24 protein-coding genes are annotated in these 25,165 nt (G+C 46.5%); 16 read left to right on the forward strand and 8 right to left on the reverse strand.

All coding sequences use genetic code 11. The features are described 5' to 3' along the window. Positions 1 to 4: 4 nt before the first annotated feature. Positions 5 to 901, reverse strand: a complete 897-nt coding sequence (locus BBR47_RS13960) for an NAD-dependent epimerase/dehydratase family protein (protein ID WP_015891044.1) — start codon at positions 899 to 901, stop codon at positions 5 to 7. A gap of 202 nt (positions 902 to 1,103) precedes the next feature. On the opposite strand from BBR47_RS13960, the gene BBR47_RS13965 reads away from it, so the two are divergent. The 7 genes from BBR47_RS13965 (at position 1,104) to BBR47_RS13995 (ending at position 8,324) form a co-directional block, all read left to right on the forward strand. Next, positions 1,104 to 2,090, forward strand: coding sequence for a substrate-binding domain-containing protein (locus BBR47_RS13965; protein ID WP_081437238.1), 987 nt, complete (start codon positions 1,104 to 1,106; stop codon positions 2,088 to 2,090). Between the two features lie 64 nt (positions 2,091 to 2,154). Beyond that, positions 2,155 to 3,123 (forward strand): sugar phosphate isomerase/epimerase family protein, encoded by a 969-nt coding sequence (locus BBR47_RS13970; RefSeq protein WP_015891046.1) that lies wholly within the window; start codon positions 2,155 to 2,157, stop codon positions 3,121 to 3,123. Positions 3,124 to 3,134: 11 nt separating this feature from the next. Further along, a complete protein-coding gene (locus tag BBR47_RS13975) occupies positions 3,135 to 4,193 on the forward strand; it encodes a Gfo/Idh/MocA family protein (protein ID WP_015891047.1) in 1,059 nt (352 codons plus the stop codon). Positions 4,194 to 4,216: 23 nt separating this feature from the next. Next, positions 4,217 to 5,554, forward strand: coding sequence for an ABC transporter substrate-binding protein (locus BBR47_RS13980; protein WP_015891048.1), 1,338 nt, complete (start codon positions 4,217 to 4,219; stop codon positions 5,552 to 5,554). Between the two features lie 108 nt (positions 5,555 to 5,662). After that, entirely contained in the window at positions 5,663 to 6,973 is a 1,311-nt protein-coding gene (locus BBR47_RS13985; RefSeq protein WP_015891049.1) for a carbohydrate ABC transporter permease, read from the forward strand. A 12-nt stretch (positions 6,974 to 6,985) separates the two neighbouring features. Then, positions 6,986 to 7,813: a carbohydrate ABC transporter permease gene (locus BBR47_RS13990; protein ID WP_015891050.1), complete on the forward strand. Its 828-nt coding sequence runs from the start codon at positions 6,986 to 6,988 to the stop codon at positions 7,811 to 7,813. Positions 7,814 to 7,832: 19 nt separating this feature from the next. After that, positions 7,833 to 8,324 (forward strand): SRPBCC family protein, encoded by a 492-nt coding sequence (locus tag BBR47_RS13995; protein ID WP_015891051.1) that lies wholly within the window; start codon positions 7,833 to 7,835, stop codon positions 8,322 to 8,324. A gap of 79 nt (positions 8,325 to 8,403) precedes the next feature. Here BBR47_RS13995 and BBR47_RS14000 read toward each other — a convergent pair whose 3' ends face one another. Next, entirely contained in the window at positions 8,404 to 9,813 is a 1,410-nt protein-coding gene (locus BBR47_RS14000) for a sigma-54 interaction domain-containing protein (protein ID WP_015891052.1), read from the reverse strand. A 232-nt stretch (positions 9,814 to 10,045) separates the two neighbouring features. On the opposite strand from BBR47_RS14000, the gene pdhA reads away from it, so the two are divergent. The 5 genes from pdhA (at position 10,046) to BBR47_RS14025 (ending at position 15,345) form a co-directional block, all read left to right on the forward strand. Further along, entirely contained in the window at positions 10,046 to 11,113 is a 1,068-nt protein-coding gene (gene pdhA / locus BBR47_RS14005; RefSeq protein WP_041749417.1) for a pyruvate dehydrogenase (acetyl-transferring) E1 component subunit alpha, read from the forward strand. After that, positions 11,110 to 12,093, forward strand: coding sequence for an alpha-ketoacid dehydrogenase subunit beta (locus tag BBR47_RS14010; protein WP_015891054.1), 984 nt, complete (start codon positions 11,110 to 11,112; stop codon positions 12,091 to 12,093). Before pdhA ends, BBR47_RS14010 begins: the two co-directional genes overlap by 4 nt. A gap of 17 nt (positions 12,094 to 12,110) precedes the next feature. Then, positions 12,111 to 13,415 carry a dihydrolipoamide acetyltransferase family protein gene (locus BBR47_RS14015; RefSeq protein WP_015891055.1) on the forward strand — a complete coding sequence of 435 codons (1,305 nt, stop codon included), beginning with the start codon at positions 12,111 to 12,113 and terminating at the stop codon, positions 13,413 to 13,415. Continuing rightward, on the forward strand, positions 13,416 to 14,846 hold the full coding sequence (gene lpdA, locus BBR47_RS14020) for a dihydrolipoyl dehydrogenase (protein ID WP_015891056.1): 1,431 nt from the start codon (positions 13,416 to 13,418) through the stop codon (positions 14,844 to 14,846). It begins immediately after the preceding gene. A gap of 148 nt (positions 14,847 to 14,994) precedes the next feature. Beyond that, positions 14,995 to 15,345: a VOC family protein gene (locus BBR47_RS14025; protein WP_015891057.1), complete on the forward strand. Its 351-nt coding sequence runs from the start codon at positions 14,995 to 14,997 to the stop codon at positions 15,343 to 15,345. A gap of 143 nt (positions 15,346 to 15,488) precedes the next feature. On the opposite strand, the gene BBR47_RS14030 is transcribed toward BBR47_RS14025, so the two are convergent. Then, entirely contained in the window at positions 15,489 to 16,079 is a 591-nt protein-coding gene (locus BBR47_RS14030; protein ID WP_015891058.1) for an NAD(P)H oxidoreductase, read from the reverse strand. 200 nt (positions 16,080 to 16,279) lie between these two features. On the opposite strand from BBR47_RS14030, the gene BBR47_RS14035 reads away from it, so the two are divergent. Together BBR47_RS14035 and BBR47_RS14040 are read left to right on the forward strand one after the other, a co-directional pair. Next, positions 16,280 to 16,618, forward strand: coding sequence for a winged helix-turn-helix transcriptional regulator (locus tag BBR47_RS14035; protein ID WP_015891059.1), 339 nt, complete (start codon positions 16,280 to 16,282; stop codon positions 16,616 to 16,618). 125 nt (positions 16,619 to 16,743) lie between these two features. Continuing rightward, positions 16,744 to 17,235, forward strand: a complete 492-nt coding sequence (locus BBR47_RS14040) for a YdhK family protein (protein WP_041749418.1) — start codon at positions 16,744 to 16,746, stop codon at positions 17,233 to 17,235. 104 nt (positions 17,236 to 17,339) lie between these two features. Here the strand turns inward: BBR47_RS14040 and BBR47_RS14045 are convergent, their stop codons facing one another. The 4 genes from BBR47_RS14045 to BBR47_RS14060 all read right to left on the reverse strand — a co-directional run bounded on the left by BBR47_RS14045 (position 17,340) and on the right by BBR47_RS14060 (position 21,377). Then, a complete protein-coding gene (locus BBR47_RS14045) occupies positions 17,340 to 17,804 on the reverse strand; it encodes a GbsR/MarR family transcriptional regulator (protein ID WP_231850595.1) in 465 nt (154 codons plus the stop codon). A gap of 134 nt (positions 17,805 to 17,938) precedes the next feature. Next, on the reverse strand, positions 17,939 to 19,330 hold the full coding sequence (locus BBR47_RS14050; protein ID WP_050763830.1) for a M14 family zinc carboxypeptidase: 1,392 nt from the start codon (positions 19,328 to 19,330) through the stop codon (positions 17,939 to 17,941). 1 nt (position 19,331) lies between these two features. Next, positions 19,332 to 20,528: an MFS transporter gene (locus tag BBR47_RS14055; protein WP_015891063.1), complete on the reverse strand. Its 1,197-nt coding sequence runs from the start codon at positions 20,526 to 20,528 to the stop codon at positions 19,332 to 19,334. Between the two features lie 219 nt (positions 20,529 to 20,747). After that, the gene (locus BBR47_RS14060; protein ID WP_015891064.1) at positions 20,748 to 21,377 is read right to left on the reverse strand and encodes a hypothetical protein; all 630 of its coding nucleotides are present in this window, start codon (positions 21,375 to 21,377) and stop codon (positions 20,748 to 20,750) included. 466 nt (positions 21,378 to 21,843) lie between these two features. On the opposite strand from BBR47_RS14060, the gene BBR47_RS14065 reads away from it, so the two are divergent. Then, the gene (locus BBR47_RS14065; RefSeq protein ID WP_015891065.1) at positions 21,844 to 23,322 is read left to right on the forward strand and encodes an Lsa family ABC-F type ribosomal protection protein; all 1,479 of its coding nucleotides are present in this window, start codon (positions 21,844 to 21,846) and stop codon (positions 23,320 to 23,322) included. 65 nt (positions 23,323 to 23,387) lie between these two features. On the opposite strand, the gene BBR47_RS14070 is transcribed toward BBR47_RS14065, so the two are convergent. Beyond that, on the reverse strand, positions 23,388 to 24,353 hold the full coding sequence (locus tag BBR47_RS14070; protein ID WP_015891066.1) for a DHH family phosphoesterase: 966 nt from the start codon (positions 24,351 to 24,353) through the stop codon (positions 23,388 to 23,390). Positions 24,354 to 24,579: 226 nt separating this feature from the next. On the opposite strand from BBR47_RS14070, the gene BBR47_RS14075 reads away from it, so the two are divergent. Then, the gene (locus BBR47_RS14075) at positions 24,580 to 25,155 is read left to right on the forward strand and encodes a hypothetical protein (protein WP_015891068.1); all 576 of its coding nucleotides are present in this window, start codon (positions 24,580 to 24,582) and stop codon (positions 25,153 to 25,155) included. Positions 25,156 to 25,165 lie beyond the last annotated feature (10 nt).

Raw genomic sequence — 25,165 nt, forward strand, 5'->3', positions numbered from 1 at the left:
TGGACTATGGTTTTTTATTGTTTTGATAAGAACCTTGCTCCAGCTCTTTGCGGAGTGAATTCGCAGAGGGACTCCATTGCAGCTGTTGCTCCGCGCGTAATCCAGATATCCTCTGATTGATGCTCGCCCCCCAAGCGGCTGGTCCTAATGCTTTGGCCGCGTCCTCATAGCTCCAGGATCCGACTTTTTCTATCTCTGCTATTTTGGCAATCGAAGTCATGAGCTCTTTTGTCGTGATCATTTCCTTGGAAGTTGCATTGAATAATGAGCCTGGCTGTGCTCGTAAAAAAGCGCATTCGTAAAGCCTTGCCAAATCATCAACATCGATAGTAGACCATGCCGCTTGACCATCATCGATGTAGTTGGCTGATTGAGAGAGCTTCGTTCTTTGAAGCGTTGCTTGGACGAGTCCACCGCCACGACCGTACACAAGTGTAGGACGTATGACGATCGTTCGAATATTGCGCTTGGCAGCTCCTAACACTTCCTGCTCCTGATTCGCTTTCCATTGCAGAAATGGCAAGGGGTTGAGAGGGGAGTTCTCATCCACGACATTGTCGTACGTATCGTTATAGATCAGCGTTCCGCTCGTATAAATAAATGGCTTCCCTGTGCCTTCCAAACCTTCGAGCATTGCCCTAACCGCCGCTACATCGAGTTTTTCCATATCAGGTGTGTGCGAGATCGCCGTATGGATGACCCCATCGAATTTTTTAACACTTTCTGTTAACAGGGTGGTATCCGCAAGATCGCCAACAATAGGGGTGAACCCTTGTGAGAGCAACAGCTCCGCTTTTTCTTCCGATCGCACAAGTCCAGCAACCTGATACCCTTGGGACTGAAAATGCTCGGCGACTACGGATCCGACATAACCTGTTATTCCTGTAAGGAAAACATTCATGACAAAACCTCCTTTGTATATGATTAATTTAGTAACTAAATTATATGATGAATTATTTAACAACACCCTCGCCATGTCAACAACATTTATAATTAACTGAATATTGACAAAAAAGATAGTTGAGTGTTATTTTTACATTAGGAAAACGTTTACCCGTTACATAGAAAGTGAGTGAAGAACCATTACTGTAACCATTAAAGACATCGCACAACTCGCCAACGTTTCCATCGCGACTGTTTCGCGCGTGCTAAACAATTCCAAGCCAGTCCGTCCAGAGCTGCGGGAAAGAGTTTTGAAAATCGTGCAAGAGACGGGGTTTCAGCCGAATGCGATTGCCAGGAGCTTGGTCAGCAAGGAAACCCGCATCATCGGGGTAATGATTCCCGATATCTCCAATAATTTTTACTCCAATCTCATTTACGGAATTGATAGCGTCATTAGCGAGTACGACTACAGCATGTTTTTGGCGATATCCGATGAAGTGGTGGACAAAGAGCTGAAGTACTTGCGCCTTTTCAAAGAAAAACAAATCGATGGTGTCATTATCGCGAGTATTCATTTCCTAGAGGGCAATATCCAGACGTTGCAAGAGATTCAGGTTCCTCTTGTTGTTACCGGACACGATTTGCCCGGCTATCAGATTCCGACTGTCAACGTCAACAATGTGCAAGCCTCCTATGATGCTACTGCCTATCTTATCTCACAAGGTCATACAAAAATCGCGTGTATATCTGGCCCATTGTGGGACCCGCCGTGCGGTCTGGATCGCATGGGCGGTTACCGAAAAGCCATGCGGGCACATGACTTGCCCATCCATGAAGGATTCGTTGTGGAAGGGGAATTCACAGCCAAGAGCGGTTACGAAGCCATGCGCCGTATTTGTGAGGAGAAAATCCGTCCGACAGCTGTTTTTGTCGCAACAGACCTGATGGCGGTTGGCGTCCTCAATTACTTGTACGACCATGGCATTCGTGTACCAGAAGACATCTCCGTCATGGGCTTCGACAATTTGGAGCTCGCCTCCCTTTCCCGCCCCATGCTCACAACCGTGCACAATGACCCGTTCATGTACGGAAAAGCCGCAGCAGAGCAGCTACTCAGACAAATCCGCAATGAACCAGTAGAGAGAATGAGCACCGTGCCACACCATCTCGTGGTTCGCCAAACTGTAAGCGCTCTACTTAAGTGAGGCAACAAGACTGACCATATAGAAGAAGCAAATGAGTTTACGCATTCAAAAGGGGTGAAGAGATATGAAGCTTGGCGTATTTACCGTTCTTTTTAGCGAGAAGTCGTTCGAAGAAATGCTAGATCATGTGCAGGCAGCAGGTTTAGAGGCGGTGGAAATCGGCACAGGCTGCTATCCGGGTAATGCGCACTGCAATCTGGATGAGCTGTTGGAAAGTCCGGAAAAAAGACGAGCGTACAAAAAGGCAGTAGAGGATCGGGGCTTGATAATCAGCGCGCTGAGTTGTCACGGCAACCCGTTGACACCAGAGAAAAGCTTCGCGCAGCAATCCCACGATACGTTTGTGAAAACGGTACAGCTAGCCGAGCTGCTGGAGGTGCCAGTGGTCAATTGCTTTTCTGGCACGGCAGGCGACCACGAAGGAGCGAAGTACCCGAGCTGGCCTGTTGCTCCTTGGCCTAATGAGTATCGCGACGTGCTCCATTGGCAATGGAACGAGAAGCTCATCCCGTACTGGCGCGAATGGACCGCTTATGCGACTGAGCATCATGTCAAGGTTGCGCTGGAACTGCATGGCGGCTTTCTCGTCCACACACCAGGGACATTGCTAAAGCTACGGGAACAGGTAGGGGAAGGGATTGGGGCAAACTTCGATCCAAGTCACATGTGGTGGCAAGGGATTGATCCGGTAGCTGCGATCAAAATCTTGGGCAAAGAAAAAGCCATCTATCATTTCCATGCCAAAGACACGTTTATTGACCAGGAAAAAGTGAACATGTACGGGCTGACGGATATGAATTCCTACGCCAATCTACATGAACGTGCGTGGTATTTCCGAACCGTAGGCTATGGGCATTCGCAGCAGACGTGGGCGGATATGATGAGTGCACTGCGCATGAATGGATACGATTACGTGGTGAGCATCGAGCACGAAGACGCCATCATGTCGATTGAGGAAGGATTCCAGCGCGCTGTTCAAAATCTGCAGCAAGTCATTTTGCGAGAACCAGTCCAAAATTTATGGTGGGTGTAGGAGGGGAGAAAATGACGAATCGACGTAAATGGAAAATCGGAATCATCGGTGCAGGGGGAATTACAGAAGCACACTTGGAGGCGATCAAGGAAGAATCGCGAGCAGAGGTAGTTGCCATTGCCGATATTTCCGCAGAAATGGCTTCCTATCGTGCGAAACGGCATGACATTCCGCAAGTTTTCACGGACTACGAGACGATGCTACAAGAGTCTGATGTAGACGCGATCATTGTTTGTGTCCCAAACTATTTGCATGCAGAAGCAACCAAACATGCGCTTGCAGCAGGCAAACACTTGCTGTGCGAAAAGCCGATGGCGATGAATGCCCAGGAAGCAGAAGAAATGATCGAAGCCGCGAAAAAAGCAGACAAGATCCTCATGGTCGCACAAAATAACCGATTCCGAAGCGATTCCCTGCAAGTCAAAACATGGCTGAAGGAAGGAAAGCTGGGAAATATTTATCACGCCAAAACTGGTTGGGTCAGACGAAATGGGATTCCAGGATGGGGAAGCTGGTTTACGCAAAAAGAATCGGCAGGCGGCGGTCCGTTGATTGATATCGGCGTGCATATGCTCGATTTGACCCTATGGCTCCTGGATCATCCAAAGCCTGTATCCGTCCTCGGGCAAACGTACGCGCAATTCGGGCCTCACAAACGCGGCTTGTCAGAGTGGGGAAGAATCGATGATAACGGGAAGTTTGACGTGGAAGATATGGCAGTGGCGATGATTACCTTTGAGAACGGATTGTCGCTTACGCTCGATGCAAGCTGGGCTTCTCACATCGAAGAGGAAAACGTTTTCCTTCAACTATATGGACAAGAGGGCGGGGCATCCCTTCGTTTATTGGAGAACCAGTTCACACTTTACCATGAGTGGAACGGCGTAACTGCCTCGACAGAATTAACACCAAAGCCCCAAAAAGAACGCGTACTCTTATTCCGTAATTTCATCGACGCCATCGAAGGGAAGGCAGAGGTTCTCTGCACACCGGAACAGGCCTTGTACATCAACAGATTGATCGAAGCCATCTACACATCCGCACAAAAAGGGGAAGCAGTCCGCTTCTAACATGAGCATAGGGGGTTACTTAGATGAAAGTTGCAAAAAGACTTACATCCGTTGGACTTACCTTATTAATGACCTTCGCATTGGCAGCATGTTCTTCCACATCTCAGCAAGCTTCTACAGATACAACCCCATCACAGCCTTCAACACCATCCGCACCCAAAACAGAGCCATCACAGCCCACAGCCGAAAAAATCAAGCTTGTCTACGCACGCGGAAAAGACGCGACGGATTCCACCAAAAAGCTCGTAGAAGCTTTCCAAAAAGCCCATCAAAATATCGAAGTAGAAATCCGTGAGATGCCCGCCGATTCCGGGCAGAGTCATGATCAATACGTCACCATGTTCAGTGCGCAATCGTCTGAAATCGACGTGTTTGACCTAGACGTCATCTGGCCGGCTGAATTTGCCCAAGCGGGTTATCTTCTGCCGCTCGACCGCCTAATGGAGCAAGATGGAATCGAGACCGGAAAATACATCAAAGGGGCCATGGATGCCGGGAACTTTGGCGGACAGCAATGGACCATGCCCAAGTTTATCGACGCGGGACTCTTGTTCTACCGCAAAGATCTCGTATCCGAAGCACCGAAGACGTGGGATGACCTGATTGCCCAAGCAAAAGCAACGAAGGGTAAGGGCGGTACGAAGTTCGGCTATTTGATGCAAGCCAAGCAATATGAAGGATTGGTTTGCAACTTTGTCGAGTTCAGTGCATCGTACGGTGGAAAAATTTTGGATGAACAAGGAAAAGTGGCAGTCAACAATCCGGCTACGATCAAAGGATTGAAAAAAATGATCGAAGTCGTCAAATCCGATTTCGTCCCAACCAATATCACCACATTCATGGAGCCGGAATCCCATACGGCCTTCCTTGAGGGACAGGCAGCGTTTATCCGTAACTGGCCGTATCAGTTCGCGTTGGCGCAAGATCAGGCCCAGTCCAAAATCGTCGATCAAGTCGCGATCGCTCCACTGCCAGCAGGCGATGCAGGCTCCGCAGCAGCACTCGGCGGTTGGATGGGAGGAATCAACAAGTTCTCGAAGCACCCGAAAGAAGCATGGGAATTCCTCAAATTCATGACAGGTCCAGAGGGTCAGAAAATATCCGCGATAGAGGGTGGGCTCGCACCAACCTACCTGCCAGCCTACGAGGAAGCCGATGTTCAAAAAGCCAGTCCGTTGTTCGCCAACAAAGATTTCGTCGATGGCGTAAGCGCTGCTGTATCTCGTCCAACGACTCCGATTTATCCGAAAATTTCGGAAGTGATCCAGATCGAGGTGTCCAAAGCGCTCGCAGGGCAGCAAACAGCCGAGCAGGCGGTGCAAAACATGGAAACACAGATGAACGACCTTATGAAAAAATAAGTAGCATCACGTGAGGCTTCCAAGGGAGTCAAACCGGCTTCCTTGGAAGTTGCACAACGATCTGGCAAGCACAAGCAAGCTTCTAGCGGGAAGGAAGGTGGTGAACGGATGATTCGATCAACGAAAAGGACTCTCTCAGAAAAACAGATGGGGTATTTGCTGATTTTTCCTGCACTGCTCATCATACTTGTTATCGCGATTTGGCCTGTCATGCGATCCTTTTGGATCAGTCTGCACGACATCCGGTTGAACGACCCGACGAAATCAGAGATTCACTCTTCATACGGATTAGATATGGAGCGATATGTCAGCACGTTACCCAATCTGCTCCGGTATGTAAAGAGGGAGGCGGACTCCGCAGAAGGGTCATCAAAGGAAAAATTGAACGCGCTCCAAGCGCAAATCGAGCAATTGAACACTTCCCTCAACCAAACAGGCGAGATCGCGAGTCGATACCAGATGATCGATCAGCTATTGCTGGATTTTAAACCAGTCCCGACCGAGCTCAAATATGTAAGCCTCTCGAACGAACAAACAGAGTCTATCAAAACCAACTTGGCAAAAGTCAGAGAAGTCCTTTTGCAAATGAGTGAACAAAAGCAGCTTTCGAAGCCAGAGGGTGCTCTTGGCGTGATCCAAGGCATGGAAGCTTCGATTATCGAGCCCAACTTTGTTGGCCTTGCCTACTACAAGAAGTTTTTAACGGACGCCCGGATGTGGGGAGCTCTGTACAATACGGCATTTTTTACCGTTATCTCCGTTGTCATTGAATTAGTGCTCGGTATATTGATTGCATTGTTGATCAATCGACCTTTTCGTGGTAGGAGTCTTGTACGAGCTACGGTGTTAATTCCGTGGGCGATTCCGACTGTCATCTCCGCGATGATGTGGAAGTTTTTGTACGACGGGCAAAACGGCATCGTTGCCTATCTTTTTGAGCAGGCAGGCTTGATCTCTGACATGGGGATGCTCCTGACGACCAAGGCTGGAGCCATGTTTTCCGTCATTTTGGCAGATGTGTGGAAGACGACCCCATTCATGGCCTTGCTCATTTTCGCTGGCCTGCAAACGATCCCGCAAAGCTTGTATGAAGCAGCTTCTGTAGACGGTGCCACCCGCACCCAGCAATTTTTTCGAATTACGCTTCCAATGCTGAAATCAACCATTCTGGTAGCGCTATTGTTCCGTACACTTGATGCGTTCCGTGTTTTTGACCTGATTTACACGCTGACAGGTGGGGCCCCCGGGAATTCGACCGAGACCATTTCCATTTACGCGTACAAAACGATGTTTGCTCAAATGAGTTTTGGGGAAGGCTCGGCGCTTGCCGTCATTGTCTTTTTATGTGTGGCGTTGATCTCCATCGGCTATGTGAAAATATTGGGAGCTGATCTGCTGAGTGATGGCAGTGGCAAATAAGGAGGTGATTGGATGCGTAAACATACGGGTCCCTTGTTTTACATGGGTCTACTGCTCTTCGTTTTTCTTGTGATGTTCCCGTTTTTATGGATTCTCCTCGCAGCATTGAAGCCACCAGCGGAGCTGTTTGGAGAGAGTGCCTTTCATTTTATCATCCAAAATCCTTCGTTTGACAACTTTGTCCGCGTCTTCACGGAAAGACCGTTTGCCCGTTACTTGTTGAATTCAACTGTCGTGGCAACGTTAACCACACTCTACTCCATAACAATCGCTTCCTTTGCTGCCTATGCAATTGCCTGGCTGTCCTTTCGGGGAAAAACGATTATTTTGGGTGTGGTACTGGCTGTGTCCATGTTTCCGCAGATCGCTACCATTTCTCCTATTTTTATGTTCATGCAATCGATGGGCTTAACGAATAGCTACACTGGCCTGATCATTCCTTATACAACCTTTGCGCTGCCGCTCGCAATCTGGAATTTGACCATCTTTTTCCGCAAAATACCGAGTGATTTGGGCGAGGCAGCTAAAGTAGACGGTGCGAGTATTTGGCAAACGATGACGAAAGTGTTTTTCCCACTTGCTATGCCTGGGGTTTTTACGACCGCCATCCTCGTTTTTATTGCAGCGTGGAATGAATTTTTGTTCGCCTTGACGCTGAATACGCAGGAAGCAATGAAGACTGTGCCTGTTGGAATCGTCATGTTTCAAGGAATGTTTACAATCCCATGGGGAGAAATATCGGCTGCCTCCATCATTGTGACGATCCCGCTAGTAGTGATGGTGCTGATTTTCCAGAGGCGGATTATATCAGGATTGACGTCCGGGGCAGTAAAAGAATAAAAGGCAGTCATTCGATCATTTGTCTCGCAAATGTGATTGTGATACGGTGGAGTCAGCATTCAGAAAGAGAGTTGACGGAGGCATGAACAATCTCACAAAATTTCAGATTAACAGACCTGCACAAGAAGTGTTCGAAGCATTCGTGGACCCTGAGAAAATCGGCAACTTCTGGTTCTCTTCCAGCTCGGCAAGGTGGGAAGAAGGGAAGAGCATTATGTTATTCTACGATATTTACAACGCAGAAGTAGGGATTACGGTTCACGAAATCGAAGTGAACAAACGAATCGTTTTCCAGTGGGCGGGAGAAGAAAATACCGTAACGATTACGTTAAACGAGTTAGATAAAGCCACGACGATTATTGAAGTGAACGAAGAGGGCTTTCAAGAAAATGATCCTGCGCTCCTGCAAAAAATGATCGACAATAAAGAAGGCTGGGTGTACGTCTTGAGCTGTTTGAAGGGATATCTGGAGCATGGGATCAACACATTAAGAGAAGGGCTTGTGAAATAGCGCCCAGATGTTTTGCAAGACCATACTCTGAAAAAACGAGAATGCCCGAACCAACGTGTATCGGGCTCTTCCTTTTGCACTATTTAATGCCGAGGCTGCGTTTTTTTCGCACGAGCGTGGATATGTTCACTTGCAGCTTATCCGCACACTGCTGCATGGTGTCTGTCTCCTTCAAGAGGCGTTGGATATACGCTCGTTCAAACCGTTCGACCGCTTCTTTTAGCGACAACAGCTCATCCATTTTGGCGAGTTGGAGCGGCAGGGCTGTCTGTTGTGTATTGCGAATCGACGCCGGTAACTGATCAAAGGTAATTCGCCCATTTTCACACATGTGGAAAGAACGTTCCACCACATTTTTCAGCTCGCGTATATTCCCGGGCCAGTCATAATCCATTAGCGCCTCCAACGCATCTGTTTCGATGCGCATTTCTTGCTGGTATTTCCATTCGAGCTTTTTCAAATAGTAGAAAATAAGAGCCGGAATATCCTCGCGGCGTTCACGCAAGGGTGGTATGGTGAGGGTTAGTACGTTTAGCCGGTAGAACAAATCCTGCCGAAAACGCTTTTGTTCGACCATCGCTTCCAAATCACTATTGGTAGCAGCGATGATACGCATGTTAACCTGACGTGATGTTTTCCCCCCGAGTCTGCGAATCCGTCCATCCTGCAACACATTCAAGAGCTTTACCTGTAAAGGAAAAGGGAGGTCTCCAATCTCATCGAGAAAAATGGTTCCCCGATCCGCCAGCTCGAGCAATCCTTCCTTTGACTGACTTGCCCCCGTAAAGGCGCCTTTCTCATAGCCAAATAATTCTGACTCGAGCAAATGCTCGGGAATGGCCCCACAGTTAATCTTGATAAATTCGCCAGTTCGCCCGCTTTGAGCGTGAATGTAGTTCGCCATGACATCTTTACCGACACCAGACTCGCCTAGCAAAAGGATAGGAGAGTCGTTCGTCGCAAAGCGCTTGGAGAGTGAAGCAATTCGATGCATGAGCCCACTGCGATAAATAATCTGCTCGTCAAAGTCACCATCGGTTTGGATATGTTCCAGAGCCCTTTGATACGCCGAACTGATTTGACGTGTTTCCTCCAGCTCCTTCTGAAGCTGATTCAGCTCCGTGACGTCGCGCACATTTCCCACTACAAACAATAATTCCTTGTTTGGATCGAGCAGCGGGGTAGCTGTATTGATCGCTTGCCGACCGTTTGCATAATCGATGACAACACTATGGGTTTGTTTCGTCAAAATCGTACGTACAGCAGAAGAGTCAGGAACCAGATGCATTTCTTTTTGCTCCATAAAGCTGAAATTATTCAAAATGTCGGCGGGAACTCCCGTGATGTTCAAGTACGCCTCATTGTAAAGCAGAACGTAGCCGTTACGGTCACAAATCGCCAATCCGTCGTGGGACGTACTGAAGATGGTCGTCAGTAATTTTGCGAGTTCATGATTGTCACTGGTCTGGAAATACTTGGTTTGATACATCGAAGTCCTCCTCAGTAGGCTTGTAAACGGAATAATCAGAAATAATCATCGATGCTCAAGTATGCATATGCAAAAATGATCATCTTCGGATTGTTTTGTTGTGAAATCGCTTTCAAATGTTTGGCATGCTACTTGCTCTTCTATAGGGACGAAAGCAGAGGCAAGACGAATCAATATCACATGATCGAAAGACACCGTGGTGTTTTTCATCGAAAAAGCGAGGGATGTTTCCATGTCTTCATTATATCAGGTATTGAGTCCAGCGGGTGAGCTGGTAAGCGATCTCAAGGGGCTTTTAGACGAGGCGACGATGATCAAGATGTATGAAAATATGGTGCTGGTTCGGCAGTTTGACCGCAAGTCGATTAACCTGCAACGACAAGGAAGAATGGGGACGTATGCTCCTTTTGAAGGGCAGGAAGCTTCGCAAGTCGGCAGCGCGATGGCATTAGCACCTGGAGATTGGCTTTTCCCAACCTACCGAGACCATGCGGCAGCGATCGTCCATGGTCAATCCATGGCACGGGTGTTCCTCTATTGGATGGGCCACATGGAAGGGAGTATCAGTCCGAAACATTTGAATATCATGCCGCCATGTGTACCAATTGCGACTCAAATGGTTCATGCGGTAGGGACTGCTTGGGCGAGCAAGCTGCAAAACGAACAGCATGTTAGCATCGCCTACTTTGGTGACGGAGCAAGCTCAGAGGGAGATTTCCATGAGGCATTGAATTTTGCAGGCGTATTTCAGACGCCGACCATTTTCTTCTGCCAAAACAACGGCTTCGCGATCAGCGTTCCGTTTTCACAGCAGTCTGCATCGAAAACGATTGCACAGCGTTCGGCCGCTTATGATATCCCTGGGGTTCGGATAGACGGCAATGATATCTTCGCTGTTTGGCTGACCATGAAAGAAGCCATGCAACGTGCGTTGGAAGGGAAGGGACCGACGTTGATCGAAGCGGTGACATTCCGCTATGGCGCTCACACAACCGCAGATGATCCGAAGAAATACCGGGATCAAGAGATTTTGTCCGAGGAATGGCGTCAAGAGCGCGACCCACTCCAACGTTTGCGTGTGTTTCTGGAGAATCAAGGGTTGTGGAATGAGACGAAGGAAGATGAGCTGATGGCACACGTGAATGAACAAATCGATGCAGCTCTTGTGGAAGCAGAGAGCTATCCGAAGTCCAAACCGGAAGACATGTTCAAGCACGTCTACGCTGAACCATCGTGGATGGCAACGGAACAGGAGAGCGAGCTCGTCAAGCCATCGAAGCAGGAGGGAATCCCAGCATGAAACGCAAACTGACGATGATTCAAGCGATCACGGAGGCCATGGATCAAAAATTGGCAGATGATTCACGCATCATGCTGCTCGGCGAGGATATTGGCGTGAATGGTGGTGTGTTCCGGGCGACGGAAGATTTGGTTCACAAATACGGTCCGGATCGTGTAGTGGACACGCCGCTAGCCGAGGCGGGAATCATCGGGGCAGCGATCGGTCTTGCCATGAACGGGAAAATTCCTGTGGTCGAGATTCAATTCCTTGCCTTTATTTACCCAGGCTTTGAGCAAATTGTTTCTCATGCTGCACGCATGCGCTATCGTACTCGCGGACAGTACCATGTCCCGATGGTCATACGCACGCCGTACGGGGCAGGGATTCGCGGTCCGGAGTTGCATTCGGAGAGTGTCGAAACGTTTTTTGCTCATGTACCGGGCTTAAAGGTTGTGGCACCAAGCACACCTTATGATGCAAAAGGCTTGCTGATTGCAGCAATGGAAGATCCTGATCCGGTTATTTTTTTGGAGCCGACCAAGCTCTATCGCGCATTTAAACAAGAGGTTCCCGAAGAAATGTACCGTGTGCCCATCGGAAAAGCGAAGGTCGTCCAGGAAGGCTCGGATGTATCTATTTTTGCTTGGGGAGCGATGCTTCGTGTCGCAGAGGATGCGGCGAAACAGATCGAGCGCGAAAACGGCTTGAGCTGCGAAGTCATTGATCTACGTACCCTCTATCCGTTGGATCGGGATACCATCATTGCCTCGGTCAAAAAGACTGGACGCGCAGTTGTCGTACATGAAGCCCATAAAACTGCTGGGTTGGGTGCAGAGATCATTTCCATAATTAATGATGAAGCTTTGATCTACATGAAGGCTCCCGTGAAACGGATTACCGGATTTGACGTGCCCGTCCCACAATTTAGCATCGAGGATGACTATTTGCCAACGGCTGAACGCGTGAAGGACGGAATTATGGAAACGGCTACGTTTTAAGAGAAGGAGCGAGTCATATGGTTGAGTTCAAGCTTCCGGATGTGGGAGAAGGTATGCATGAAGGAGAAATCGTAAAAGTACTGGTTCGCACAGGCGAATCCGTTCAACAGGATCAGCCACTACTGGAGGTGCAGACAGACAAGGTGAATGCCGAGTTGTCTGCGCCAGTGACTGGCATCATTCGTGACATTTTCATAGCAGAAGGGGAAATAGTAGAGGTCGGCACAACCCTTCTCGTGATCGATGCAGGTACAGAAGTGGAAGTAAAGACGGAGACAAAGCATCCAGAAAAGGTCGTAAACCCGGATAAGACCGTCCATTTTACTCCAGCTCGTGCTGATCACCGCCGCTCATTGGCCACGCCGTACGTTCGGCAGTTGGCGCGGGAAATGAAGCTGGATATCGAGTTGGTCACAGGTACAGGAGCAGCGGGACGTGTGACGGAAGAGGATTTGCGCCAATTCGCCAATCGATTGCAAAAATCAGCACCAGCTAAGTTTCCGACATCGGCCACTGGCAATGAGCGCCTGTTGGAGGCAAGTACAGCAGCGATTGAGACGGAACCGATTGTTCAGTCGAAAACAGGAACCGCTACTCGTGCAGCCACCTCGTCGCAGGGAGGTATCGAACGGCTACCGTTAAAAGGCATACGGAAAAAGATTGCCGAGCATATGGTGAAATCAGTCACAATCATCCCGCATGTGACTTCTGTCGACGAGCTGGAGATGGATCAGCTGCGTGCTTTGCGCGAAACGTTAAGGCCACATGCGGAAAAACGGAATATTAAGCTGACCTTCCTCCCGTTCTTTATCAAAGCGCTGGTCATTGCACTAAAGGAATTCCCGACGCTAAACGCATCGATTGACGAACGTACGAATGAAATTTTGCTCAAGCGCTTTTACCATATCGGCATTGCAACGGATACGCCTGAGGGCTTGATCGTACCAGTCATCAAGGATGCAGACCACAAATCGATTTTTCAACTCGCGGAAGAAATCGATCAACTGGCACGCTTGGCTCGCGAAGGAAAATTGACCATGGAGCACATTACAGGTGGCACTTTCACGATCAGCAATGTAGGGCCAATCGGGGGACTGCAAGCAACGCCAATCATTAATCACCCGGAAGTAGCGATTATCAGTTTGCACAAAATGGAGAAACGCTGGGTCGTGCGTGAGGATGAAGGCGTTATTCGCTGGATGATGAACCTGTCACTTTCGTTTGATCATCGCCTGATCGATGGCGTGACGGCAGTACGTTTTACCAACCGGATCAAGGAGCTGCTGGAAGATCCGAATCTATTGTTTGCGGAGATGGTATAGATGGTAGTCGGCGAAGTAGCAGTCGAAACAGATGTAGTTGTCATCGGTGGTGGGCCAGGAGGTTATGCAGCCGCTATTCGTCTCGGACAGCTGGGGAAATCGGTTGTTCTGATTGAAAAGGAAGTACTGGGTGGGGTTTGCTTAAATCGCGGATGCATCCCGTCGAAAGCCTTGATTCATACAGCAGGCGAATACCACAAGCTAAATCGTCTAAATAAGCTTGGAATCCAGCTTCCGACAGGGAAAGCAACCTTCCATATGCCGAGCTGGCAGACGTGGAAGTCTTCTGTCGTTGCTCAATTGAACAAAGGCATCGATTATCTCTGTCAGGCCAATGGGGTTACAGTCGTGAAGGGAACAGCGACATTTCTCTCGAGTGATCGGATTGGCGTAGAGACGGGTGGCGATTTTGAAACGTACAAATGTAAACAAGCGATTATTGCGACAGGATCACGTCCATTCATTCCATCGTTTTTAAAAACAGATGGAGAATATATTCTGGATTCTACTGATATGCTGGCATTGGATGACGTACCGGAAACACTGGCCATAATCGGCGGCGGCTATATTGGTATGGAGCTCGGGATGGCGTTCGCCAAGCTTGGATCGCAGGTGACCATCATTGAAGCAAGTGAGCGTATTTTGCCGCAAACAGCCGCCCATCTCTCTCAGGAAGTGCTCAAGCAGGCGAAACAGCTCGGGATGACGGTCAAGATCGCGACAAAAGTAGAGAAGGCTGAGGTAGCGAACGGAAGAGTCACACTCGTATGCACTTCGGAAAAGAACGGTTCCGAAAGTATCACTGCACATAAAACCCTCGTCACTATAGGGCGAGTGCCGAACACAGGTGAACTCGGACTTGCGCAGGCGGGAGTAGAAATGGACGAGCGCGGCTATATTCCCGTGACATCGACTGGCAGTACGAACAAGGCGCATATTTATGCCATCGGCGATGTAACACCTGGCCCTGCGTTAGCTCATCGTGCGGCGAAGCAAGGGATTGTGGCAGCCGAGGTGATCGCAGGGCTGCCTAGCAGCGTAGATTCCCCTTTTGTACCTTATGTGATTTTTACTGAGCCGCAAATAGCTGGTGTGGGGATGACACGCGATGAGGCAGAGCTTCAAGGGTACAAGGTCAAGGCAGCGACTTTCCCTTATCGGGCGAATGGCAGAGCACTCGCCATAGATGAAGGAGAAGGTTTTGCTGAGGTGATAGTGGATCAAGAAAGTCATTTATTGTTGGGAATGCACATTGTAGGTGCTGATGCATCGAACCTGATTGGGGAAGGCGTACTGGCACTTGAGCTTGCTGCGCGTGTAGAAGATGTGGCGTTAACCATGCATCCGCATCCCACTTTAAGCGAGGTATGGCTGGAGGCTGCCGAAGCGGTGTTAGGCCATGCTATTCATATCGTAAACAAATCAAAGTAGCTGCTGTGAGCAAATAGAATGATCGTGAAACCTTAAAGATATGTGACGGATCTTCATGACAATGATCTGCCTCGGAGCCTATCAAGATTGGCATTTGCATGAATGTGCTACGCTTGAATTAATCTCGTGCAAAGGATGTGTGGTCATTATGAAATTGAATCACGTCAATCTTACCGTTACGGATGTTCCAGCTGCTGCGGGTTTCTTGGAGAAATATTTTGGCCTAAAAAAGTTAGATACGTCGGAGGATGCTCGTGGCGATAATTTTAGGGTCCTATTTGACGATAACGGCCTGGTGTTTACCTTGATGAAGGGTGCCGAAGTCCAATATCCCAAGACATTTCATATCGGCTTCATCCAAGAGAGCGAAGAGAAAGTAAATGAAATTAATCAACGCTTAAAAGAAGATGGTTACAAAGTTGCACCGCCAGTAAGATCGCATGGGTGGACGTTTTATGTGAAAGCTCCTGGTGGTTTTACTGTTGAGGTACTTGCGTAACGCGTATACACATAGTTGAAAGCCTTCTTTTTCTCATGAGAAAAAGGGGGCTTTCTTTTTTCTTGTTTAAACATCCGGTAAATCAGAAGGGGTGGGCGATAAAGTTGCAACGCCCACCGTTGGCTTCGATAGAATGATATTTTTTATATTTTCAGGCTCTCTTTCTTTCCATAATGGAATCCCAGGTAATAAGCACGGTCCAACAGCTGCTCGATATGCGCTGGATTTTGCGCCAAGGTGTCATAAAGGAACTCAACCCTCGAATCGCCGATTCCGACGTAACTGGAGATTCCGACATTGAGGTGGTGCGCCATCATTTGGTCATAATTTCTTTTTTGAAAGTGATCTTCTGGAGCAGCTGCGAGACCGATCCACAATGCATGTTTATGATGCAGCTTGCGTGAGCCATAGGCAAATCCGTTGTTCCAGACGCGATCGATATATCCTTTTAACATGGCCGGCATGCTGAACCACCAGATCGGAAAAATAAAGGCTAACGCGTCGTGTTTTCTCATGCGCTCCATTTCAATCTCGACTTCTTCGGAATATTTCTTATCTCCATTGTTCCAATCTGGTTCATCTTCCTCCCATAAAACAGGGTGAAAACCACTGCGATGCAAATCCAATACTTCAACCTCATGTCCTGCATCTTTTAGTCCCTGAACGAAACGTTCTGCAACGGCAAAGGTCAAGGAATTGGTTCGTGGATGAGTAACAACTGTCAGTACTCTCATTTTTATACACCCTCTATCTTTGTAGTCATTTGTATGTTAGATGGGCGTCCATCTTCTAAGGTGCTAGTATATCCGAATCATGCACCATATAATGGAAAATGAAAAGTACGCACTTTTTTGTGCTATTGATACCAAAAAGTAACATAGGAACAAAAAAGTTCCTGTAAAAATCGTAAGTAATAGGGGAGGATAGCTGATTGATGAGACCAAAGCTCAAACATACATACCAAATTCCTTCTGAAGCAACACTAGATGTTTTAGGTGGTAAATGGAAAACCTTGATTTTATGTCAGCTATACTACGGCCCCAAACGAACGAGCGAATTGAAGAAACAAATGCCGGACATTAGCCAAAAAATCCTGACACAGCAGCTTCGTGAGCTAGAAGAGGATGGAATCGTCATCAGGACCGTGTACAGCCAAGTACCGCCAAAGGTCGAGTATGAATTGAGTGAATTGGGAGAATCGCTAAAACCAATCATGGATCTCATGTGTGAATGGGGCGAACGTTACCTTCGGGGGGAAATACCGGGCAAATAGTGTCGGTTCCTTCCATGGATGCTTTTCAATAGCATCGGGTGGATAAGGTATGCCATCCGTATCCATAATAATTGACAGTTAGCGGAAAATACGATAGCAGACAACTACGAATTCGGGGTGTCGACATGAAAAGGCTGCGACTAATTTCGTTGATGCTGATTGCAATTATGGGGATAAGTGGATGCAATTTTGGAAAACCGAATGTTCCGGAGGGAGTAGAGGTTGTACCAAAGCCAACCTATGTCATTGGAAGTGAAGTCATTCTAAAAGCGAATCATGCTCCGGGGATGCAGGGGGCTAAAGCAAAGATTGTGGCGGCATACGATACGACGGCCTATAGTGTTACCTATACGCCTACAACAGGGGAGCCACCAGTGAAGAATTATAAATGGATCATTCAGGAAGAGATCAAAAATCACATCAAGCAGCCGTATGATCCAGGAACAGAAGTCATTCTGAAGGCTGATCATGTGAAAGGGATGCTGGATGCAACAGGGAAGCTCGATACTGTCGAATCCACTACGGTATATATGGTCGATTACACGCCCACATCGGGTGGCGGAGAGGTCAAAAATTATAAATGGGTGACGGAAAACGAGTTATCGCCAGTCAAATGATTGATACCCATCCTTTTTTGAAAAAGGCAGCCCGTGGCTTTTCAACGCCAAAGCTGCCTTTTCTGCTTTTCATTTGATACGATATTGATACGAGCTCTTTGATGTTACATGCGACGAGACTTCCACTCAGCGAGCATTTGATTGAGAGATTCCCTGTATAGCTCAATTGCTTCCAGCATCTCATGAAACCGCTGCATAACTAACTCACTTTCCTTCAAATTTTCAATTTGCATTCCTTTTTCTATGATATTCTTTAATGATAATATTCGCTCTAAACCCTGTATAAACTCTTCCTCAATTGCGTCTGGTGCCACGATGTAATAACTCACACGGTCGCCTGTCACACTCTTTTTTTCCGCGATTCCACTTTTTAAAAGAATGCGCATATTGGTAGATACACTGCCTAGACTGACTTGCAATGTAGTGGCAATCTGTTCGGATGAAAGGGGTTCCTGCGAGACCATCAACAGTCCTATAATCCGGCCAGCAATTCTGGATAATCCTTGATTTTCGTGATGGAGAGCCATTTCTTCAATCAATTGCATCGTTTCCGCCGTTAATTTGTCCAACTTCAAGACTCCTTTTTCCTCGTTTTGCCCGATATCCATGCTTTTGTCTATTATACTATCAATAGTCATCGCTTTCTTCAGAAAATAACAAAAGAAAATGCGCCTGGTCTGCTGACAGGCGCTCACATCATTCCTTATTTTAGTGGCGTAGCGGTGCTATCATTGGTTTGACGAAGATGCTCCATTATCATCAAGGCAGAACCTAGCTGGACACCGCACAATTCGCGCAGTGGACGCATCGACCAATTAAAAAAGGAGAGTAGCTCTTGTAAGCCTTGATCCAGCCATTTTTCTGATTCTGCTCGAATCTCTGAAAGGGTGATGTTGTCGGGCTGGGCATCCAGCATGCGGATCTGCATGCTGCAGCAGCATAGAGAAGTCCATAAAGTGCGTAGTTTCAAGTCAAACATTTCAGCTACTGTTGCAAAGCGTGCTAAGGTTTCATCACTTTCAGCTGATTTTAAATGATGGGCTCGAACTTCCTCCATACCGATCAGAAAATCCTCTACAGATCGCTGAAATTTGGTTGGGATCGTTATGAATGCCTGTGCGCTTTGGTACTGTTTGGATAAAAATGCAAAATGCTCACCTTCCAGTTTGGCTATGTCCAGCGTAGCATCCTTGTAGCTATGAGTCGTTTCAGATTTATCTCCCATCCTTGGATCCGTAAACAACGATATTTCCGACACAAGGCAAAAGGTATTGTAACGTGTCCCAGCATAATCGCGGGATGAGCCCCCCATGAGGATTGCTTTTGCAGGGTCTTCTCCAGTAGGCAGGTTGCATTGGTAGTAATCGTACATAGCAGACAGCTCAGGTAGCTGATAAAAACCGTCTTGGATAGGGGGCATGAATGGTGCCTCCGGTTCGCCGATCATCAGCGGTAATTGATGATCATGGGTCAGTTTTACGATCTGTTGGCACAATGCGTCGGGAAGAGGCGTCGATACATAATAAAACGTTCCCGTTTGATCGGAGCTATGCAAGCTGTTGAGGAAATGCGGCTTGGCTTCATCAATCGCCCGCATAAATGCTACGGTTTCAGGAATGGGCTCGCTGAAGCCGAACGTTTTATAGGCGTACGGGAATGTCCATTCAACTTGTTCGAGCATACTGGGACGATAGTAGCTGCGGATGTAACGATCTGGAGAAAATGGACCGCGGTACCAACCCTCATTCAGTCGGCAACCATCTACATCGATTTCTTTGATGATATAGAAGGTATAATCCATTTGCTCTAATAGGGCAGAATCCTCACATAGCTTTTTGCTGAGATACTCTAACGATAGAGCTCCAACCGGTTCATTTGGATGCGGACAACCGACAAACAGCGCGCGATGTTGGCCATTTCCAATTCGCAGCATAAGGATGGGGTGTCCTTCTGTTGAGTGACCAATGGTACTGAGCGTAACAAGATGTGGATAGGCGGCTGCTAATTCACGGGAAGAGGTGTCCAATTCTTCAATAGTTAGAAAATGGGAGAAATCTGGCATTTCTTGCAGCAGTTTTTGAATGAAATCAGTCAAGCTACTCACTCCTTTTGAAATGGATAAGAATGGATGAAACAAAAGAGATTCCTGCACCTACTAGCAACAGGGAAAAACCGGCTTGAAAGGAGTACGCCTGAATGAATGCGCCTATCGCGATTGGTGTAAAAATACTTGCCAGCTTTCCTCCGGTTAACAGAATTCCAGTAGCAGTGCCCATAGCATCTGAGGGAATGAGACGCATGGTAAGTCCAATAATAGGTTGAGTGGTAAGGGATAGAAAAAACAAAGAAATAGCCTCAAACAACATAAACAGGTTGACATCGTCAGTTAGGATCATAAGCGTGAGGAAAATCGTTGAGACCAGAATGGACGGAACGACCATCGTTCGAAACTTTTGATGAAAATAACGGTCAAATAACCATCCGCCTGCCAAAAAGCCAAGCATGGAAATGAGAAGAGGAAGCGATGCATATAAGCCCGATTCGGTAATAGCAAGATGTTTTTCAGTTGTTAAGTAGGTAGGTACCCATGTCATGCATCCAATCATCACGATATTAATTCCGCTGAGCATACCTGTTAGTTTCCACAAATCGATGTTACGTAAAAGAGATAGTAAAGGGATAGGATTCGATTTTGATGCTGAGCTTGAATCTGAGCTTGAAGGTTGTTCTATTACGAAAGGACGGGGAAGGAATATCAAGAGAATGGGGGCCAAGAGCAGGCCGATTGATGCTGTAACAAAAGTAGCTTCCTGCCATCCCAGTATTGCAATCAATGGTGCTACGAGAAAAGGGGCAAGTCCAGACCCAAGTGGATCGGCTGTTGAAACGATGGATAATGTGGTCGTACGGATGTTTGCAGGTGTTCGTTCGGCAATCGCTTTATACATAGAAGGCATTAGTGGGGCATCGATAACCCCCAACAAAAAACGGACAACGAGTAAGGCTGCAAAACTTGTGACCGCTCCTGTAAGTGCAGTCAATATTGCCCACAGTACCACGCTGATTATAATAATTTGCTTCGATCCTCGTTTATCAGCAATGATCCCTCCAGGAATGGTGAAAATCGCGAAGCCTAAAAAATATACACTCATGATCGCACCTTGTTCCACTGGATTCAGATGTAATTCCTCTCCAATAAGTGGTAGTGCAATCATGATGCTGTACGTGCCAAGAACCCCTACGAGTATAGTGATAAACAAGAGCACAGCACTAATCAAAGCAGACTTTTTCATGTGCATCACTTCCTAAAAGATGTTATGTGTATTATCTTAAGTAATTTCAGTTATTTTAGTCAATACTGAAATTACTGAATTTAATTCTGTTTGGAAAACGCAGGATAGCTTTCCTTTCAAATAACGAAAACGACCTGTGGGTTACACGAATGGTTTTCCATCGTGCTACCTACAGGCCGTTTCATGATCTCATTTCGTAACAGATTGTATCCGTTATGATTAGTACTTTCTTGTGAGAATTCGAGAATGCTCTCCATCTACAGTGATTTCCCAGCCTCTTGGGATTTCATAAGCAAAGGCTGGCGAAGGGTGTTTGACCGCTTCAATGCTGGATTCAGTAGGGATACTGGTGATATTTACGATTTGTTTTTCATAGAGATTTACATTTACCACGACCCAGCCATATGGTACAGGCACCCCGGTACCGACCCATTTATTCTCCAGCTCTTGAGGTTGGTACCGTTTTTTATTCTCATTTCTGATATCGATATAAGCTTGTCTCTTGCTGTTATAACCTCGACCGATTTCTACCCAACCAGAAGGGATGTTAAAGCTCAAGCTTCTTTCTACTTGCCCATAATTAGCGCCAACAATATATTTCGCTACTTCATATCCAAGCTGTGTTCCACGATGTGGCTCTTTTTCAATCGAAATCCATCCATTCGGAAAGAACGTATCGTATGCCACTACTAACGTATCACCGTACTTCCAGTTTCCATCAAAGATATATTTTTGTGGACGGGCGTTAGAGTCGTTTCCTTTTCCTACCGCATCTGCTGCTTGAGTCGGGACGAACAGGAATGATGATGCCAACACGAGAATACCCAAGCCTCTGACTACTTTTTTCATAGTTTAACTCCTCCGTATAATTGCAATAATTAAAAAAATTTCAATAATGAGAATTCTGGGTGAATTCGAAACTTCCTGCTCTATATGGAAAAAATTTCTTGCTGGAAAATTGTCGAGTGAGAGGATTGTTCCAAGGAACACGTGTTTTCAATAGAAGCTACAGTAAAAAAACGGAAATATTCCTTGTTGAAAGGTGCAAATGATTATGATATGATGCTGTTAATTTAATGACTGGAGCTGAAGAGTATAATGGATAATTTTCTTGCTTAAAAAATAAAACAAACAGCGAAATCTTTCGCGTGTTTTATTCTTTATGTGCAAGAAAGTTACTTATATCTCTTCACTCAAACAATATATCCTTATCTAACTCCATTTTTTTGAGTTGGATTTGCTGTATTTATTTGAGCTACAAGAGAGTAACTTTCTTGTAGCTTTTCTATTTTTTTGCGTACAGGGGGATGATTGTATGTCATTAATCAGTGTAAATAACTTGACGTTTGCCTATGAAGGCAGTTTTGATAACATTTTTGAAAATGTGAGCTTCCAAATCGATACGGATTGGAAATTGGGCTTTACGGGAAGAAACGGTAGGGGGAAGACAACTTTTCTCAACCTGTTGCTTGGTAAGTATGAATACAGCGGAAAGATTAGTGCTCAAGTCAGCTTTGAATACTTTCCTTTCCAAGTCGAGAACAAAGAATATCTTACCCTTGATATCGTTCAAGACATTGTCCCGGACTATCAGCTATGGGAATTAATGCGCGAGTTCTCCCTCTTAAAGGTTTCAGACGATGTTCTATATCGTCCCTTTGAATCTTTGTCTAACGGGGAGCAAACGAAAGTGATGTTAGCCGCCTTATTTCTAAAGGAAAACAGTTTTTTGTTAATTGATGAGCCAACCAACCACCTCGACATGCATGCAAGGGAGCTCGTCAGTGATTATCTCCATTCCAAAAGCGGTTATATTCTGGTGTCCCACGACCGCGCATTTCTAGACAACTGTGTCGACCACATCCTGTCCATCAACAAGACGAACATCGAGGTGCAAAAAGGGAGTTTCTCCGATTGGTGGGAAAATAAACAGAGACAGGATAACTATGAGCTCGCTGAGAATGAGAAGCTCAAAAAAGACATAAAACGCTTGTCAGACGCAGCCAAACGCACAAGTAACTGGTCGGACGCTGTGGAAAAGACGAAAAATGGAACATTGAATTCCGGTTCCAAATTAGACAAAGGGTATGTTGGCCACAAGGCTGCGAAAATGATGAAACGCTCCAAATCGATGGAGCAAAGACAGCAATCCGCTATTGATGAAAAATCGAAGCTACTGAAAAACATTGAAAACCAGGAAAGCTTAAAGATTGCACAGCTTGCTTATCATAAAAATCAACTGGCCGAACTGGAGAAGGTCTCGATTTCTTACGGAGAAAAGCTTGTTTGCGCAGATGTCAGCTTTACGATTGACCAAGGAGAGCGTATAGCGCTGTCAGGAAAGAATGGTTCAGGAAAATCCAGCATTCTCAAGCTCATTTGCGGGGAGAACATTCAACATACGGGGACATTCAGAAAGGGAAGTCAACTGAAAATCTCGTATGTTTCTCAAGACACTTCCCATTTAAAGGGCAATCTAACTGACTTTGCCCGGGACAATGAGATTGAGGAAAGTCTGTTTAAATCGATTTTGCGCAAGCTGGACTTTTCCCGTGTGCAATTTGAGAAGGATATCTCTTCTTTTAGTGGCGGACAGAAGAAGAAAGTACTCATTGCGAAAAGTCTTTGCGAGAAAGCCCATCTTCATATTTGGGATGAGCCATTAAACTTTATTGACGTCATTTCTCGCATGCAAATTGAAGAGCTGCTCCTTGAACACTCGCCAACGATTCTTTTTGTGGAGCATGACAGGGAGTTTTGTAATAACATCGCTACAAAGATCGTTGAATTGTAGTTGGATAAAAAGTCTCTAAAAAAAAAGAAGAAGGTGGGGAAAACCGTTTTGGTTTCCTCACCTTTCTAATTCGTTCGTAAAGCAGGGTACACGAAAGCCTTTAACGTAACGCCTGTAAAGGAACATCCGGAAGCCTTTGGATGACCGCCACCACCGTAATGCTGGGCGATCACAGACAGATCTACGTCTTCTCGGATCGTTCGAAAGCTGATTCTGCCTTTCCCGGGATCGAGCATCGCGACAAAATCAATCATTTCCGCATTTTTACATAAGAAATTGCCTGTTGTGGAGTGATATTGTTCGAGGAAAACCACGCCCACTTGATACGTTTTTGGCTCGTCTAAATCAATTTCTACCGGAATCAGCTTCATTTGCTTCAGCTTTTTATGCTCAAATTCATCGATACGCTTTTCTTCTGTATAGATGAGGATCGATTCTACTTCGTCAAATACGAACTGATCCGTATGAGTACCTTCACCACGCAAGCGTCCCAGCACATTCTGGATAAAGCTGTCTCGCTCGACCATATAGAATAAAATGTTCAGTTGATTGGCTTGTACCGTACCGGTTGCATCCCAGTCCCACGTATCAAAGGCACGAACCAGCTCCACATAGTCAGAGAGAACGCCTGTAGGAGTCAGATATCCCAGGCTTACCAGATAATCATAATAAAGGCTCGTAGCCGAAGTCTTTTTCCCTGATTCTTCCGTAATAACCTTTGCCCATTCGTACGTGGAAGCCAACGGTAAGGCAGTTGGGTGATGATCGATCAAGACAAATACATGTCCCTGATCGACCTTTTTCTGAATGAGCGATCCGACCTCGTTATTGACACTTACATCGGTAATCACGACATACATATCGGGGGTAAGCTCTTCTTCGAGAAACTTTTGAACTTCTTGATTGACAGTGTAAGGAGTCACTCCGCGGTAATCGACTTCTTGATTGGAGAAAGCAATTTGACTCAGGATTGCACAAGATACGCCATCCAGGTCCTTATCACTGAAATGAATGATTTTTTGATGAGTCATGAAGTATCTCCTTATAAAATGAGTCCGTCGTCCAAATGGTACTGCCTTCTCTCATCTTTCCCATTCATGATGGCTTGCTTGCACGAAGACAAGAATTGGTGATTATTTGCAAGGTTAATTTTATTGTAATATAATGCTTTGGTCAAAAGCACTCCACATCTCGTTCAACCACACGGGCGTGTTCGCGTATAAAAGTGGAGAGAATATGTAAAAGGTGGTCCTCAACATGAAAAAGTCAGCATTGATCCCAGCTGCACTCCTGCTAGCAGTCCTTACTGCTTGCGGTAACACTCAGCCTACAGAGCAACCAACAAATCAAAATCAATCGACAACTGGCACCCAACAGCCAGCGGGTGAAGCAACTACGCAAAAACCTGAAGAAGCGAAAAAAGAAGAGCAACAGGTGATCGCTGCTCCACAAGAAATCGTAGTATACAAGCAAGGGGAAAAAACATCCCTGAAGCCAGAAGATGACAAGTTCAAGGAAATTCTTGCGCTCATGAACAAACGTTTTGAAACACCTGCGGACTCGATGCGTTTTGACGAGAGCACCCAAGCGGTGGAGAAGGACAAGAAAGAGGCTTTGGCAGTTGAATTCAACTACGCTGAAGTAACGACAAACACTTTGCCAGCGACTGTTCATACAGATAACAAAACAGAAGTAAAGGCGAAGACACTATTCTTCGTATTGAGCGGAGACAACAAAAACCATATGTTTGATTCAGAAGATGGGAAGGCTTATGGAACGGCACCGTTGCATTTGACCGAATCCACTGAACTGACCGAGCTGTTGAATAAGTAAGCGAACGAGC

This window comes from Brevibacillus brevis NBRC 100599 (assembly GCF_000010165.1).
Taxonomy (GTDB): domain Bacteria; phylum Bacillota; class Bacilli; order Brevibacillales; family Brevibacillaceae; genus Brevibacillus; species Brevibacillus brevis_D.